Genomic DNA, 14950 nt, shown 5'->3' with positions numbered 1-14950 from the left:
TGCCTGCCGCGGCCGGGCCGCGCGGCTGTCGTTGAAATCGCGGCCCGGGCGCAACCGCCCGGCACCGGGCTGACGAGCAGCCGTGCTTGGACGCCCGCCCGGCATTCGGTCAGTTCAGTGAGCGCTTCGGTGTGCGAACGGGCATCAGCCCGCGCCGCCGAACACCTCGCGCAGATCGACGGCGCCTGACGCGGGTCGATCGAGCATCTTCAATTCGACATGCTGCAGATGGCGCGCCATCAGTTCGGTCGCGCGCTTCGCATCGCCCGCCTCGAGCGCGGCGAGAATCTGCGTGTGATCGTCGAACGAACACGGGCTGCGCCCGTGTGATTCGTAGAGCGCCGACATCAGCGTCGAACGCGCCACGAGCCCGTTCAGGCAATCGGCAAGCACGGTGTTGCCCGTCAGCGCGGCAAGCGCGGTATGGAACTCACCGGAGAGCCTGACCCATGCCGGGAAATCGCGCCGCTCGAACGCATCGCGCTCCTGGTCGATCATCGCCGCGACGCCTTTCAGACGCTTCGCGCCGGGTCCGCTCGCAAGCCGCTCCATCACCGCAAGCTCGATGATCCGCCGCATTTCGAACACCTCGTGCACGTCCTGCAACGTCGGGCTCGCGACGAACGCACCGCGATTCGGCTCGAGATCGACGAGCCGGTCGGTGGCCAACAACGCGAGCGCCTGCCGAATCGTGCCGCGCTTCACGCCAAATACTTCGCACAACTGCGCTTCGGTCAGCTTCGCGCCAGGCGCGAGCCGATGCTCGAGGATCGCCGTGCGCACCCGCTCGGCGATCGACTCGGGGCTCGCGCTCGCTTGAGCCGCGTCCTTCTTCGTCATGGTTCGCATCTCGTTCTGGTTAGCATCGTAGGTTGGACATAAATATTGTCAACAATCCAATTGGAAAATTTTGCACAATTTGGGAGATTTCATTTGCCCCTTCAGCGTGCACGTGCACCTTTATTCTCTATTTTTCATGACCGTCCGCGCGCTTTACCTTGATTTTTCAACTACATCCAGCTCGATTTTTTGTTGACAATTCCGCATCGAAACCATGCATAGCCGATTGGTCGATTATCGGAAATAAGACCGTTAGTTGCATTTTCGGCATAGAAAAAAAGCGGTTGCCCGCTTTTTCCGTGTTGCCGTCTCCCATCCGTCACGCGGCCAGACTTGGGTAGTCCGACATCGTCAGCCTGAAACCATGCTCGTTCGCGACGAGTTGCGCATGCGCGCCGAACGGCAATGTCAGCAAATCCGGCACGTGCCCGAACTGTAACCCCGTAACGACCGGAATACCCACCACTTCCCTCACCTGCTCGATCATCGCCTGCATGTCGTAACCATTGTCGTACTCGAACGAGCGCGCACCGGTGAACTGGCCGAGCACGAGCGCCTGCTGACGCGCGAGAATGCCGGACAGATGCAGTTGATAGATCATTCGTTCGATCCGGAACGGCTGTTCGTTGACGTCTTCGATGAACAGAATTCCGCCTTCGATCGAAGGCATGTAAGGCGTGCCGATCAGCGACACCAGGATGGCAAGATTGCCGCCCCAGAGCGTGCCGGTCGCGCTCACACGCTGTACCTGTGGCGCGTCCGACACGATCGTGGTCGACGGCTGCGAAAGCGTTCGCCAGAAATTCGTCATCGTGAATTCGCTCGGCGTTTCCGCGCCGAAATCGGCGGACAGCATCGGGCCGCCAAACGTCTTGATATGCGCTTTCGCATACAGCGCGAGCTGGATCGCGGTGAAGTCGCTATGGCCGACGAGCGCGACCGGCCGATCGCGCAGCCGGCGCTCGAGGCCGCGATAGTCGAGCCCATGCAGGATGCGCACGGCGCCGTAGCCACCGCGCACCGCGAGACCGATATCGGGCAGCGGCGCCGACGGATCGGCGAGGCGGTTCAGATCGCCCGCGCGCTCGCCGTCGGTGCCGCCGAAACGCTGATAACGGCGTTGCGTCGCGTCGAGATTCTCGATGCGGTGCTGTTCGGCGCTCAGGCGTTCGAGTGCGCGGCCGATCGCCGCCGGATCATGCGGGTAACCGGATGGGGCAAGCAGGCGGATCGTGCGCGGCGTGCGGAACGTGGAAGTCATGAAATCGCGGAAAGAATGGATCAGACAGATTTAGAGACACGCCGCGCAGCGGGGTTCAGTCGTCGCGCGGCGGCGCAGCGGGCATACCGCACGCATCGGACACGGCCTGCGCACGGCGCGCCTCGCGCATCGCGTGCCGACGTTCGGCGAAGAAGGATTTGAGCGCCGCGCCGCACTCGCCGGCAAGCACGCCCCCTACGACCGTCGTGTGATGGTTCAGCCGGGTATCGGCAAATGCATCGACGACGCTGCCGCACGCCCCCGTCTTCGGATCGGGCGCGCCATAAACGACGCGTGCGATTCGCGCATGCATGATCGCACCCGCGCACATCAAACACGGCTCGAGCGTCACGTACAGTTCGCAGCCCGGCATCCGGTAATTGCGCAGCGCCTGCGCGCCCGCGCGCAACGCAGCCATCTCGGCATGCGCGGACGGATCGTGACCGCCGATCGGATGATTGAAGCCGCGCGCGATCACGTCGTCGCCGCGCACGAGCACCGCGCCGACCGGCACTTCGCCGGCGGCGCGCGCCTGCGCGGCGGCGTCGAGCGCAAGCCGCATGTAGCGGCGATCGCGCTCGTCGCCAGCCGGCGACGGCGGCATCGGCGCTGGCCGCGCCGTGCAATCGGATAAAGCGGACAAGATATCGGGTGCGGGCGCACCGTCAGATTTCACATCGGCCCCGCTTCGCTAGGCGCTTCGTCCAGCACGCGCTCGGACAGACGCTCGGCGATGCGGCGGCAATATTCGCGCGGCACGACCATCGGGCCGCCGCGCAGCGATTCCAGTGCCATATCGAGGGCAAGCATTTTCGCCTGCAGCCGGCACCGCGTAGCACGGTCGCTGACCGCGCGCAGTTCGTCCTGCAAGTTGCGCAGCGCGCGCAATTGCTCGACCGCGGGCGGCACAAAGCCCGCGTTCTTCAGGATCCGGTTCGCGACACGCACCTCTTCCGGCACGAGCAGATCGTCATCCAGTTCCATGGGCAGGCCGGATCCCGGCAAGCCGTCGAACGCCCCCCGCGCGGCGGCGGCGGCGATACGTTGTTCGACTAGAGCGTCAAGCAGTTTCATCAGGGATTCAAAACAATGCGGCATGCGGATTTTAACAGGCGCCGCGCCAAGGTCCAGCCCGACCGAGCAAATGTTCGACATTTGGACCGCAATGCAAAAAAAGGCGCTGTTCTTGCTACCGCTTGCCGCAGCCGCCAATACCCGCTCTCTCCACTGTCCGAACCGGCGCGGCATATCTGCCGGATTACGCGTCTCACTGCCTCGCTGCCGGAAAGCCGTGATGCTTGGCGGCCCACACGACGACCAGGGTTGCGGCCAGCAGTACAAGCAGTGCCGGAGAAAACGCGGCAACGCCGAGACGATCCAGCAGCACGCCGCCGATGCTGCCGCCTGCCGCGATCGCCAGATTCCAGGTCGTGACCAGCATCGACTGCGCCACATCCGCCCCCTCCCCGGCCGTGATCGCGATGGCGGTCTGAAATAGCGTCGCCGTGCCGCCAAAGGCCAACCCCCAAGCGGCCACCGCCGCGTACACCACGACAGGCGCATTGCCCGCCACGCCGAGCGCCAACGCAGCCAAGCCGAACAAGACCGTGCTGGCGAGCGTCAGCGCACGCAGATGGCGGTCGATCAGCACGCCGATGATCCAGATACCCAGCAGCGACGTGACACCAAACACCAGCAGCACTAAGTCCGTCCGTTCTGCCATGCCTGCCTTCGCGAGAAACGGCGCAATGTAGGTATAGAGAATGTTGTGCGCCAGCACGAAGGCCAACACCACAAACAGCACCGGGCGCACGCCGGCCACGGTGAATACGTGGCTCAGCGACAGCCGCTTGCCCGCCGCCTGCCCCGCGAAGTCCGGCACCTTGGCGCGCACGCCCGCCATGAGCAGCAGCGCCAGCCCGCTCATAATGCCGAAACACACTCGCCAGCCCACCAGCTTGCCGAGAAAGGTCCCTGCCGGCACGCCCAGCGACAGGGCCAATGGCGTGCCCACCATCGCCACGGCGATGGCCCGGCCCTTCTGGTGCTCGGGCACCATGCGCGCGGCATAGCCAGCCAGCAGCGCCCAAAGCAGCCCAGCCGACACACCCGCCACAAAGCGCGCCACCATCGTCACGGCATAGCTGCCGGAAAACGCCGTGACGGTATTGGCGACGACGAAGCCCGCAATAGCCGCCAGCAGCAGCGGGCGCCGCCGCGCGCGCTGCGTCGCGACGGTCAGCGGAATCGCCGCCAGCAGCGAGCCGATGGCATAGAGCGTCACGACCTGCCCGGCCAGCGCGTCGGAAATCCCCAGGCCGGCGCTGATCTGGGGCAGCAGGCCCGCAGGCAACGCTTCGGTCAGGATCGTGACGAAACCGGCCAACGCCAGGACCAGCAGCGATGCGAGCGGAAAACGGGCTTGCTGTGACGCGGTCATCGCACTGTCCCCAACGCGCCATAAACCGCATCGCGCAGTTCAATGACGAAGCGCCCCGACATGCCTTCGTACAGCGTGTTGGTGAGCGCGACGACACTGAGCCCCTGCGCCTGATCCACGAACCACGAATGGCCGTAGGCGCCGCCCCAGCGCCAAGTGCCCTCCGATTCAGGCGAATCGGCCAACGTCTGGTCGCGCAGCACCGAGAACCCCAGTCCGAAACCGAAGCCCGGCGCATCAGGCAGTTCCCGGCCGCCGGTCTGATCTCGCGCCATCTCCGCGATCAGCTCGTCGGGCAGGAGCACACCGGAGCCTTGACGCAACGCTTCCAGCAGCCGCAAGAAATCGTCAGCGGTTCCAGCCATGCCCGCGCCCCCCGAAGGAAACGCGCGCGGGTCGAAAATGCGCGCAGGGCTATAGCGGATGCCGACTGCGCCGTCGAACGGAGAAACGGTCTCCCCCTCCGCCAGACGATGCGGCTGCGGCGCGCCATTCACATAGGCGGCCGCCACGCGCCGCGCATCGGGCACGGCAAAGCCGGTGTCCTTCATACCCAGCGGGCCTGTCACGAGTTGGCGCACCGCCGCATCAAGCGGCTCGCCATGCACCCGCTCAATCAACGCACCCAATACGTCCGTTGCCAGCGAATAGCCCCACGCAGTACCCGGCTCGTACAGCAGCGGGACACTGGCGATCCGGCGCAGGTTTTCCTCCAAGCTGATGCCGGACGCATCCAGGCCGTCCGACACACCGGCCCGCGCATATGGGCCATCCGCACGGGCTTCTAAAAAGCGGTAGCCCAGCCCGGCTGTATGGCTCAGCAGTTGCCGGGCCGTGATTCGCGCAGCTCGGCCATCGGCCAGCCGCGGCCGGAACTCGGGCAGCCAGCGCTCGATGCTGTCATCGAGATCGAGCCGGCCTCGCGCCACGAGTACCAGCGCCGCAGCCGAAACGATCGGCTTGCTCACCGACGCCAAGCGAAAGACCGCATCCACGGGCATCGCCCATGCGTTCTCACGATCCGCCCAGCCAGCGGCGTGGCGATGAATCAATTCGCCGTGGCGGGCTACGAGCACCACGGCGCCGACCAAGCGACGCTCATCCAGTGCTTGTTGGACCGCGTCCTGAATTCGGACCGACAAATTCGCCGGCGGGACGCCTGGGCGCAGAGCAAGTGCAGGAATTGCCATGGAAAATTTCTTTAATCGATGAACATTCCCGCCACGATAAAAGGCCCGCGATTAAAGAAAAAGTAGGGTAAAGTTCCTGTTTGAATGGACATTTATGTCCGTAATCGAGGTGCCAAATGGACAGCCTCAACGGCTTCGTGGTGTTCGTACAAGTGGCCGAAACACGCAGTTTCGTCGCTGCCGGCCGGCTGCTTGGGGTGTCGGCGTCTGCCGTCGGCAAGAGCGTCGCGCGGCTGGAGGAGAAACTGGGCACACGCCTGTTTCACCGCAGTACACGCAGCGTCACGCTGACGGCCGAAGGCGCGCTGTTCCTGGAGCGTAGCCGCCGCATCCTCGCCGAAATCGAAGCGGCGGAATTGGAACTGTCGCAAGCCACCGCAGCGCCACGTGGCCGCCTGCGAGTCAGCCTGCCGTTGGTCAGCTCGCTCGTGCTGCCCGTGCTCGGCGAATTCATGCGCGAGTACCCTGAAATCGAATTGGATTTGGATTTCACCGACCGGCTGGTCGATGTGATCGACGAAGGCTTCGATGCCGTGGTCAGAACCGGCGATCCGACTGACTCGCGCCTGTCCGCCCGTAGGCTCGGCGCCTTCCGCTCGATGCTGGTGGCGTCGCCCGATTATCTGGCGCGGCGCGGTACGCCCCAAGTACCCGCGGATTTGCTCGGACACACTTGCCTGCACTATCGCGTTCCCAACAGCGGCAGGCTGGAGACATGGGCGCTGCGCCGCGCGGCCGGCGAGCCTGAACTGGTACTGCCGACCTCGATGATCTGCAACAACATCGAGACGCGCGTGTGCTTTGCGTTGCTGGGCTTGGGCATCGCCTATCTACCGGAGTTCTCGATCAAGGAACCTTTGGCGGATGGACGGCTGCGTACTGTGCTGGCCGATTACGTGGAACGCACTGGCGTATTCCATGTGCTCTGGCCCGCCAGCAAGCATGCGTCGCCGAAGGTTCGGGCCTTTGTCGATTTCCTGTGCGCCCGGGTATTTCCGGCTTCGTTGGACAAGCCGAAGACAAAACACCGGCGCGCAAGTTAGCCGATAGAGCGGCTGCGTGCTCGCCCGACTTTCCACGACACACCGCTGCGGCATCTGTTCGCGGCGGGCCGCGGCTGCACTCCGCGCGCGGATTGCATCGCTTCATCCGCTCTTTCGGAATCGTCTAAAGCGCCTCCCGTAAAGTTTGTCCTTCGGCTGGAGGTTGCGCAGCTTGGTGTCGGTCGGCATGCCATCGCTCATGCCGCAAGAAAAACGTGCTTGCGGGTGCGGGAAGGCATCCGCCATTACCTGGCAGAAATGCAAAAAAGCCCGCGAAATCGCGGGCCTAGGTGCGTTTTACCGCCAACGGATGCCGGCCGGTGCCGGACGCCGGATCATTCCCACTCAATCGTCGCCGGCGGCTTCCCCGACACATCGTAGACAACGCGATTGATCCCCCGCACCTCGTTGATGACCCGGTTCGACACTCGCCCAAGCAACGCATACGGCAGATGCGCCCAATGCGCGGTCATGAAGTCGGTGGTTTGCACCGCGCGCAGCGCGGCCACGTAATCGTAAGTGCGGCCATCGCCCATTACACCGACCGATTTCACCGGCAAGAACACCGCAAACGCCTGACTCGTCAGGTCATACCAACTCTTGCCGACCTGCTCCGGCGTGCACAGACCCGCGGCGACATCCTGCTCGGTCGCCTTCGTCGCGCGCAGTTCTTCGATGAAAATCGCGTCCGCGCGGCGCAGCAAGTCCGCATACTCGCGCTTGACCTCCCCGAGAATCCGCACGCCCAGGCCCGGCCCCGGGAACGGATGCCGATATACCATCTCGTGCGGCAAGCCGAGCGCAACGCCGAGTTCGCGCACCTCGTCCTTGAACAGGTCGCGCAGCGGCTCGAGCAGCTTGAGGCCGAGCGTCTCGGGCAGGCCGCCGACGTTGTGATGACTCTTGATCGTGGTCGCCTTCTTTGTCTTCGCGCCGCCCGATTCGATCACGTCCGGATAGATCGTTCCTTGCGCGAGCCACTTCGCGTTGGACAGCTTCTTCGCCTCGGCCTGGAACACCTCGACGAACTCGCGGCCGATGATCTTGCGCTTTTGCTCCGGATCGGCGACGCCCGCGAGATGCCCGAGAAACTGCTCGGATGCATCGACGTGCACGACCTTCGCATGCAAGCGCCCTTCGAACATATCGAGCACCATCTTGCCTTCATTCAGGCGCAGCAAGCCGTGATCGACGAACACGCAAGTAAGCTGATCGCCGATCGCGCGATGAATCAGCGCCGCGGCAACGCTCGAATCGACGCCGCCCGACAAGCCGAGAATCACTTCCTCATCGCCGACTTGCTCGCGAATCCGCGCGACCGCTTCGTCGATGTGGTCGCGCATGATCCAGTCGGGCTTCGCGCCTGCGATGTCGAGCACGAAGCGCTCGAGTATCTTGCGGCCCTGCACCGTGTGCGTGACTTCCGGGTGGAATTGCACCGCGTAGTAACCGCGCGCCTCGTCGGCCATGCCGGCGACCGGGCAGCTCGGCGTCGATGCCATCAGCTTGAAGCCCTCGGGCATCCCGGTGACCTTGTCGCCGTGGCTCATCCACACCTTCAGCATCCCGTGGCCCTGCTCCGTGCGGAAATCCTCGATGCCGTCGAGCAGGCGCGTGTGGCCATGCGCGCGCATTTCCGCATAACCGAATTCGCGATGATCGCTCCACTCGACCTTGCCGCCCAATTGCACCGCCATCGTCTGCATGCCGTAGCAAATGCCGAGCACGGGTACGCCCAGTTCCCACACCGCCTGCGGCGCGCGCAGTTGCTGATCCTCATATGTGCTCGCATGGCTGCCCGATAGGATCACGCCCTTCGGCGCGAACTCGCGCACGAATTCGTCGGACACGTCATTCGGATGAATTTCACAGTAGACATGCGCTTCGCGCACGCGCCGCGCGATCAGTTGAGTGACTTGCGAACCGAAGTCGAGAATCAGGATTTTGTCGTGCATGGCAGCGGACTGGAAAAAGAACTAGAAAATATGAAAAGCAGCGCCCGAGGCGCTGCATCAAAACGAATGTCGAAGTCGGACTGCGGCGCGCGGCCAGGCTGGACTAGCCGAAGCCGCCCGCTCACGGTCGAGACGGCGGCTGCGCCGCATCGCCGTCGCCGTTCGCATCGGCACCCGCGCGGGCGGCCTGCGCCGCGCCCGGCGATGCCGGATCGGCTGCGCCCGCGCGTGTCGCCGTCTGCGCTCCGGAAAGCGTCTGGGTTGCAGCGCTCTCGCGCGACAACACACTCGGCTCGCTACGCCCCACGCGCGACGAAACCGGAGCCGGTTCAGCCGGCTGCTTGAGCGCCGCACGCGCATCGGCCGCCTGCGTCTTCTCGCGCCGCCGCACCGCGGCTGCGAGCCGCACGCCGCCGAGCCCGAGCGCGAGCAGCACGACGCCCGCCATCACCGATACGAGCTGTCCGAACGCCGACAACTGCGGCGAACGCAGCGCCAGCAGCCAGACGAGCATGACAACGCCCGTCAGCCAACCGACATGGCCGACCGCGCGCGCCACGCCGGCGGTCAAATCGCCATTGAAGGCCGCATGCGCGGACAGCCACGCCAGCCCGAGCAGCGCGATGCCAAACGCCTGCCCGAGCATCGCGGGATCGACGGTGACCAGTTGCAGCGCGTCGTACAACGCTTTCCACGGCGTCAGCACGAACAGCAGGCCGAACGCGGCGAACAGCAACGCATCGATGACGAGAACAGCGCGCAGCAACGGTTTCATCGGCGATCAGTCCACGTGATAGTTAGGCGCTTCCTTGGTGATCTGCACGTCGTGCACATGCGATTCGCGCATGCCCGCCGCGGTGATCTGAACGAACTCGGCCTTGTCGTGCAACTCGGCAATCGTCTTGCAGCCGCAGTAGCCCATGCTCGCGCGCACGCCGCCGATCAACTGGAAGATGATCGCGTTGACCGAGCCCTTGTACGCGACGCGGCCCTCGATGCCTTCCGGCACAAGCTTGTCGATATTCGCGGAATTGTCCTGGAAGTAGCGGTCGGCCGCGCCGTCCTTCATCGCGCCGACGGAACCCATGCCGCGATACGACTTATACTGGCGGCCCTGGTACAGGAACACGTCGCCCGGCGCCTCCTCGGTGCCGGCGAACATGCTGCCCATCATCACCGCGTTCGCGCCCGCGGCGAGCGCCTTCGACACGTCGCCCGAGAAGCGGATGCCGCCGTCGGCGATGCACGGCACGCCCGAGCCCTTCAGCGCATCGGACACGTTCGCGATCGCGCTGATTTGCGGCACGCCTACGCCCGCGACGATGCGCGTCGTGCAGATCGAGCCGGGGCCGATGCCGACCTTCACCGCGTCCGCGCCATATTCGACGAGCGCCTTCGCGGCCGCCGCGGTGGCGATATTGCCGCCGATCACCTCGACTCCAGGGAAGTTCTGCTTGACCCAGCGCACCCGCTCGAGCACGCCTTTGCTGTGACCATGCGCGGTATCGACGACGATCACGTCGACGCCCGCCTGCACGAGCAGTTCGACGCGCTCTTCATTATCGGGGCCGACGCCGACCGCCGCGCCGACGCGCAGCTTGCCGTGTTCGTCCTTGCACGCGTCCGGGTGCTCGGTCTGCTTCGTGATGTCCTTGACCGTCATCAGGCCGCGCAGTTCGAACGCGTCGTTGACCACCAGCACGCGCTCGAGGCGGTGGCTGTGCATCAGCGCCTTCGCATCGGCGAGCGGCGTGCCCTCCTTGACCGTCACGAGCCGCTCGCGCGGCGTCATGATCGACTTGACCGGCTCATCGAGGCGGGTTTCGAAACGCAGGTCGCGGTTCGTCACGATGCCGACGAGCTTCGTGCCCTCGACGACCGGAAACCCCGAAATGCCGTGCTGGCGCGACAGCGCGATCACGTCGCGCACCTTCATGCCGGGCGGCACCGTGATCGGATCGCGCACGACGCCCGATTCGAAGCGCTTGACCTTCGCGACTTCGCGAGCCTGCTCGAGCGGCGTCAGATTCTTGTGGACGATGCCGACGCCGCCTTGCTGCGCCATCGCGATCGCCAGACGACCTTCGGTGACCGTGTCCATCGCGGCGGACACGAGCGGCATGTTCAGGGAAATGTTGCGGGTCAGCTGAGTCTTGAGGCTGGTGTCGCGCGGCAGAACGTCGGAGAACGCCGGGACGAGGAGCACGTCATCGAACGTGAGTGCTTTTTGGATCAGACGCATGGCAAATCCTATAGGCGCAAAACCGAATTATACGCGATGCCCGGCCGATTTTCACAACACGAACAACGGCTTAGCGTTTTCGCGACGCGTGCCGGCGAGCCGCGTTCGATTCCGGCTTCGAGTCATTTTCGATCCGGTTTCGTTTTCGCAGTCCGCGCGCGAGTCAAACGTCGCGCCGGCGAGCCTCGGTCCGCGAATGCAGAATCGAACAAGACGCACGCATCGCGCATGGATAAGATGCGCGCTCGTCACTTTTTTCGGAGAGCTTGGAATGCGGCGCGGCGTGGCTTATGGCGTATTGGCGGGAGCCTTGTGGGGCACGGTGTTCCTCGTGCCGAGGCTGTTGCCCGATTTCTCGCCGCTCCTGTTGAGCGCCGGACGCTACGCGATGTACGGCCTGGTGTCGCTCGCGGCCGCGCTGCCCGCCGCACGCTCGCTGCTTGCGCGGCTCACGCGCGGCGATATCGCCGCGCTCGCGAAGCTCGCGCTGGTCGGCAACGTCGCGTACTACATGCTGCTGTCGGCCTCAGTGCATCTGATCGGCATCGCGCCGAGTTCGCTGATCGTCGGCGTGCTGCCCGTCACCGTGACGCTCGCGGGCCTGTCCGACGGCGGCGCGATGCCGCTCAAGCGCCTCGCCGCGCCGCTCGCGCTGGTGGTCGCGGGTATCGCGTGCATCAATGTCGATCTCTTCACGTCGCAGGCCGCGCACGCGACGACGCTCGCGCACAAGCTCGCTGGCATCGCTTGCGCGACCGGCGCGCTTGCAAGCTGGACCTGGTACGCGGTTGCGAACACGCGCTACCTGCAGCGTCACCATCGCTTCAACGGCAACGAATGGTCGGTGCTGTGGGGCGTCGTGACGGGGCTGATTGGCATACTGATCTGGCTTGCTGTGGCGGTACTGCCAAACGGCGTCGATGCCGTGCAGGCAGCGCTGCCCGCCGGGCGCTGGCAGCTGTTCTGGCTGCTCAATCTCGGGCTTGCGATTGGCGCGTCGTGGCTGGGCAACGGGCTCTGGAACGCCGCGTCGAAGCGGCTGCCGCTTACGCTGTCCGGCCAGTTGATCGTGTTCGAGACCGTCTTCGCGCTCGCCTACGGTTTCGTCTACGATCACCGGCTGCCGCGCGCGCTCGAAATCGCGGCGCTCGCGCTCCTGCTTGCTGGCGTCTATGGTGCGGTGCGCCGGCACGGCGACGGCCACGGCGGCGCTCGCGCGAACGAGCCGGGCCTGAACGCGAATCTGTCCGCGCATTGAGCAAGCCGCGCCGCCGTGCGGGAAAACCGCGCGCGGCGGCTCCGCTATCGCGCGCCACACACGTTTTGCCGGCGGGCGCGACGGCCATGTGCGCAGCGTGTGTCGCCGCACGCGCCCGCAGAGGCGTCACCGGATCCGGATCACGCTGCCCGAACCAACCTGATTTCCGGAAGGAAACGGCATCCCTTCTTCAGCGCGAATCCTTCGGCAGCCACTTGCGGCCCTCGATCGAGCCTTCCCGCCGCGTCCTGTCGACACGACGCTGACGCGCGAGCTTCGGATCGACGATGAGCGGCCGGTAAATCTCGACGCGATCGCCTTGCGCAACCGGCGCATCGAGCGGCGCGAGCTTGCCGAAGATGCCCGTTTTCAGCTTCGCGAGATCGATTTCCGGGTGCCGCGCGAGCACGCCGCTTGCTTCGATCGTTTCGCGCACACTCGCTCCGGCGGGCACATCGACGGTGACGAGCGTTTGCCGCTCGGGCAACGCATAGCAGACCTGAACCTTCGGCATGCGGATCACCCCTTGCCGTAGCGCTGATCGGCGCGCTTCACGAACGAATCGACGAACGTGTTCGCGATGTGCGTAAACACCGGGCCGATGAGCTTCTCGAGGATGATGCTCGAAAATTCATAGTGCAACACGAACTCGATCTTGCACGCGTCCGCACGCAGCGGTGTGAAGCGCCAGTAACCGGTGAACTTGCGAAACGGGCCGTCGGCGAACTCCATGTCGATGCGGGTGGGCCGCTGCTGCGTATTGCGGGTCGCAAAATGCTGACGGATGCCCTTGAAGTTGATATCGATGCGCGCCTCCATCCCCGTTTCATCCTTCCGGCGAATCTCGACGCCGCCGCACCACGGCAGGAAGTTCGGGTAATCGGCGACATCGGTAACGAGGTCGAACATCTGCTCCACCGAATGGCGGATCAATACGGTTTTCTGAACATCTGCCATAAATCGCGGCGTCGCTAAGGTAAACGCGCAAGCCGGGCCAATGCCGGCTTGCTTTGCTAGAATCGTAATTTTAGACGAGTTGGCCATTTCCCTTCATGAGCATCATCGACAATAGAAAAGCGTTCTTCGATTACCACATCGAAGAACGCTATGAAGCGGGGCTCGTGCTCGAAGGGTGGGAGGTCAAGGCACTGCGCGCGGGGCGCGGACAGATCAAGGAAGGCTACGTGGTCGTGAAGAACGCGGAAATCTTCCTGATCGGCACGCACATCAGCCCGCTGCCCGAAGCCTCGACGCACATCAAGCCCGATCCGGTGCGCACCCGCAAGCTGCTGCTGCACCGCGACGAGATCAAGAAACTGATCGGCAAGGTCGAGCAGCGCGGCTACACGCTCGTGCCGCTGAACTTCCACTACAAGGGCGGCCGCGTGAAGTGCGAGATCGGCCTCGCAAAAGGCAAGAAATTGCACGATAAGCGCGAGGCCGAGAAGAAGCGCGACTGGGAGCGCGAGAAGGCGCGCATCCTGCGCTCCGCAGCTTAAACCGCGGCATTTTGCCGCAGCCGTGGGGTTAAACCGGAAGAAGACGGCGGCGCCCGTTCAGGCCAGGCCGGCTTGCCTGGCTGCATCGGCCGCCAGCAACGCCGCGCCAGCCATGCCTAATCGACCGGCATAAGCCGTCCGCAGCTCGCCGCTCACACGCCAATCCCGCAGGCATACTCGCGCCGGCGGCGCAGCGACGTCCGCCTCAAGCCGTGCCATCCGGGCCGCCCCTGCCGGGCTTCACCGTCCCAGCCGCCGCGCCGGGCGCGCCCGGCGCGCCGCGGCTCACGATCGTCAGCGCCGACGCAATCGCCGAACTCAGATCCGCCAGATTCGACGGCACGATCAGCGCATTGCCCGCCTTCGCGAGATTGCCGAACGCGCCGACATACTGCTCAGCGACTTTCAGATTCACCGCGTCCATCCCGCCCGGCGCCTGGAGCGCCTGCGCGATTTTCTGAATCGCCTGCGCATTCGCGTCGGCCACGGCCAGAATCGCCGCCGCCTGGCCCTGCGCCTGGTTGATCGCCGCCTGCCGCTCGCCCTCGGATTTTTGGATCGCCGCCTCGCGCGCGCCCGACGCAAGATTGATTTGCTCTTGCCGACGCCCCTCCGATGCCGCGACGAGCGCACGCTTCTCGCGCTCCGCCGTGATCTGCGCTTGCATCGCGTGCAAGATTTCCTTCGGCGGCGTCAAATCTTTGATCTCGTAGCGCAGCACCTTGACGCCCCAGTTCGACGCCGCCTCGTCGAGCGCGGACACGATGCTGTGATTGATGAAATCGCGCTCCTCGAACGTTTTGTCGAGTTCGAGCTTGCCGATCACCGAACGCAGCGTGGTCTGCGCGAGCTGCGTGATCGCCAGCACGAAGTTGCTCGAGCCATACGATGCCTTCATCGGATCGGTGACCTGAAAATACAGCACGCCGTCGACCTGCAACTGCGTGTTGTCGCGCGTGATGCAAACCTGGCTCGGCACATCGAGCGGAATTTCCTTGAGCACGTGCCGGTACGCAATCCGGTCGACGAACGGCAGCACGATGTTCAACCCCGGCGACAGCGTCGCGTGATAGCGGCCGAAGCGCTCGAGCACCCATGCATGCTGCTGCGGCACGATCTTCACGGTCTGCGACACGATCACGAATGCGATGACGAGCAGCACCACCCAGACAATCAGCGAATCCATGAAATTGGTCCTCCTGGCTGGAATAGGATTGGGATG

At 64.6% G+C, this 14950-nt stretch carries 15 protein-coding genes; 3 read left to right on the top strand and 12 right to left on the bottom strand.

Features of this window, described 5'->3' with window-relative positions:
* Nucleotides 1-144 precede the first annotated feature (144 nt).
* From AQ611_RS08430 to AQ611_RS08405, 6 genes are all read right to left on the bottom strand, one after another.
* Nucleotides 145-840, bottom strand: a complete 696-nt coding sequence (locus AQ611_RS08430; RefSeq protein WP_069235196.1) for a GntR family transcriptional regulator — start codon at nt 838-840, stop codon at nt 145-147.
* 319 nt (nt 841-1159) lie between these two features.
* Complete coding sequence (ldcA, locus tag AQ611_RS08425; protein ID WP_059513493.1) at nt 1160-2101, bottom strand: muramoyltetrapeptide carboxypeptidase; 942 nt, start codon at nt 2099-2101, stop codon at nt 1160-1162.
* 55 nt (nt 2102-2156) lie between these two features.
* Nucleotides 2157-2777 (bottom strand): tRNA adenosine(34) deaminase TadA, encoded by a 621-nt coding sequence (gene tadA / locus AQ611_RS08420; protein ID WP_374755093.1) that lies wholly within the window; start codon nt 2775-2777, stop codon nt 2157-2159.
* Entirely contained in the window at nt 2774-3175 is a 402-nt protein-coding gene (locus tag AQ611_RS08415; protein ID WP_059513497.1) for a DnaJ family domain-containing protein, read from the bottom strand. Before AQ611_RS08415 ends, tadA begins: the two co-directional genes overlap by 4 nt.
* 193 nt (nt 3176-3368) lie before the next feature.
* Nucleotides 3369-4541, bottom strand: a complete 1173-nt coding sequence (locus AQ611_RS08410; RefSeq protein ID WP_059513499.1) for an MFS transporter — start codon at nt 4539-4541, stop codon at nt 3369-3371.
* Nucleotides 4538-5731: a serine hydrolase domain-containing protein gene (locus AQ611_RS08405; protein WP_069234215.1), complete on the bottom strand. Its 1194-nt coding sequence runs from the start codon at nt 5729-5731 to the stop codon at nt 4538-4540. Before AQ611_RS08405 ends, AQ611_RS08410 begins: the two co-directional genes overlap by 4 nt.
* Before the next feature lie 116 nt (nt 5732-5847).
* Here AQ611_RS08405 and AQ611_RS08400 point away from each other — a divergent pair, with 116 nt between their 5' ends.
* Nucleotides 5848-6774 (top strand): LysR family transcriptional regulator, encoded by a 927-nt coding sequence (locus tag AQ611_RS08400; RefSeq protein ID WP_069234214.1) that lies wholly within the window; start codon nt 5848-5850, stop codon nt 6772-6774.
* A gap of 335 nt (nt 6775-7109) precedes the next feature.
* Here AQ611_RS08400 and guaA read toward each other — a convergent pair whose 3' ends face one another.
* The 3 genes from guaA to guaB all read right to left on the bottom strand — a co-directional run bounded on the left by guaA (nt 7110) and on the right by guaB (nt 10971).
* Entirely contained in the window at nt 7110-8729 is a 1620-nt protein-coding gene (gene guaA / locus AQ611_RS08395) for a glutamine-hydrolyzing GMP synthase (RefSeq protein ID WP_069234213.1), read from the bottom strand.
* Between the two features lie 121 nt (nt 8730-8850).
* Entirely contained in the window at nt 8851-9504 is a 654-nt protein-coding gene (locus AQ611_RS08390) for a hypothetical protein (RefSeq protein ID WP_069234212.1), read from the bottom strand.
* A gap of 6 nt (nt 9505-9510) precedes the next feature.
* A complete protein-coding gene (gene guaB, locus AQ611_RS08385; protein WP_059513509.1) occupies nt 9511-10971 on the bottom strand; it encodes an IMP dehydrogenase in 1461 nt (486 codons plus the stop codon).
* 271 nt (nt 10972-11242) lie between these two features.
* Between guaB and AQ611_RS08380 the strand changes: the two genes are divergently transcribed.
* Nucleotides 11243-12229 (top strand): DMT family transporter, encoded by a 987-nt coding sequence (locus tag AQ611_RS08380; RefSeq protein ID WP_059513511.1) that lies wholly within the window; start codon nt 11243-11245, stop codon nt 12227-12229.
* Nucleotides 12230-12419: 190 nt separating this feature from the next.
* Here the strand turns inward: AQ611_RS08380 and AQ611_RS08375 are convergent, their stop codons facing one another.
* Together AQ611_RS08375 and AQ611_RS08370 are read right to left on the bottom strand one after the other, a co-directional pair.
* Nucleotides 12420-12743 carry an RnfH family protein gene (locus tag AQ611_RS08375; RefSeq protein ID WP_069235195.1) on the bottom strand — a complete coding sequence of 108 codons (324 nt, stop codon included), beginning with the start codon at nt 12741-12743 and terminating at the stop codon, nt 12420-12422.
* Nucleotides 12744-12748: 5 nt separating this feature from the next.
* Complete coding sequence (locus AQ611_RS08370) at nt 12749-13186, bottom strand: type II toxin-antitoxin system RatA family toxin (RefSeq protein ID WP_059513513.1); 438 nt, start codon at nt 13184-13186, stop codon at nt 12749-12751.
* Between the two features lie 95 nt (nt 13187-13281).
* On the opposite strand from AQ611_RS08370, the gene smpB reads away from it, so the two are divergent.
* Nucleotides 13282-13728 (top strand): SsrA-binding protein SmpB, encoded by a 447-nt coding sequence (gene smpB / locus AQ611_RS08365; protein WP_059513515.1) that lies wholly within the window; start codon nt 13282-13284, stop codon nt 13726-13728.
* A 205-nt stretch (nt 13729-13933) separates the two neighbouring features.
* Here smpB and AQ611_RS08360 read toward each other — a convergent pair whose 3' ends face one another.
* Entirely contained in the window at nt 13934-14914 is a 981-nt protein-coding gene (locus AQ611_RS08360) for an SPFH domain-containing protein (RefSeq protein WP_069234211.1), read from the bottom strand.
* Nucleotides 14915-14950: the final 36 nt, after the last annotated feature.

Origin of the sequence: Burkholderia singularis, assembly GCF_001718875.1 — a bacterium.
Classification (GTDB): Bacteria; Pseudomonadota; Gammaproteobacteria; order Burkholderiales; family Burkholderiaceae; genus Burkholderia; species Burkholderia singularis.
Note: the sequence above shows the minus strand (reverse complement) of the source record. Positions and strands in the feature narration are given on the sequence as shown.

What these genes read in the sequence shown, in the direction of transcription:
- ldcA (WP_059513493.1), bottom strand. Translation starts at nt 2,101, where the DNA reads ATGACTTCCACGTTCCGCACGCCGCGCACGATCCGCCTGCTTGCCCCA.
- AQ611_RS08375 (WP_069235195.1), bottom strand. Translation starts at nt 12,743, where the DNA reads ATGCCGAAGGTTCAGGTCTGCTATGCGTTGCCCGAGCGGCAAACGCTC.
- AQ611_RS08405 (WP_069234215.1), bottom strand. Translation starts at nt 5,731, where the DNA reads ATGGCAATTCCTGCACTTGCTCTGCGCCCAGGCGTCCCGCCGGCGAAT.
- AQ611_RS08400 (WP_069234214.1), top strand. Translation starts at nt 5,848, where the DNA reads ATGGACAGCCTCAACGGCTTCGTGGTGTTCGTACAAGTGGCCGAAACA.
- AQ611_RS08380 (WP_059513511.1), top strand. Translation starts at nt 11,243, where the DNA reads ATGCGGCGCGGCGTGGCTTATGGCGTATTGGCGGGAGCCTTGTGGGGC.
- AQ611_RS08410 (WP_059513499.1), bottom strand. Translation starts at nt 4,541, where the DNA reads ATGACCGCGTCACAGCAAGCCCGTTTTCCGCTCGCATCGCTGCTGGTC.
- AQ611_RS08430 (WP_069235196.1), bottom strand. Translation starts at nt 840, where the DNA reads ATGACGAAGAAGGACGCGGCTCAAGCGAGCGCGAGCCCCGAGTCGATC.
- AQ611_RS08370 (WP_059513513.1), bottom strand. Translation starts at nt 13,186, where the DNA reads ATGGCAGATGTTCAGAAAACCGTATTGATCCGCCATTCGGTGGAGCAG.
- AQ611_RS08390 (WP_069234212.1), bottom strand. Translation starts at nt 9,504, where the DNA reads ATGAAACCGTTGCTGCGCGCTGTTCTCGTCATCGATGCGTTGCTGTTC.
- smpB (WP_059513515.1), top strand. Translation starts at nt 13,282, where the DNA reads ATGAGCATCATCGACAATAGAAAAGCGTTCTTCGATTACCACATCGAA.
- guaB (WP_059513509.1), bottom strand. Translation starts at nt 10,971, where the DNA reads ATGCGTCTGATCCAAAAAGCACTCACGTTCGATGACGTGCTCCTCGTC.
- AQ611_RS08415 (WP_059513497.1), bottom strand. Translation starts at nt 3,175, where the DNA reads ATGAAACTGCTTGACGCTCTAGTCGAACAACGTATCGCCGCCGCCGCC.
- guaA (WP_069234213.1), bottom strand. Translation starts at nt 8,729, where the DNA reads ATGCACGACAAAATCCTGATTCTCGACTTCGGTTCGCAAGTCACTCAA.
- AQ611_RS08360 (WP_069234211.1), bottom strand. Translation starts at nt 14,914, where the DNA reads ATGGATTCGCTGATTGTCTGGGTGGTGCTGCTCGTCATCGCATTCGTG.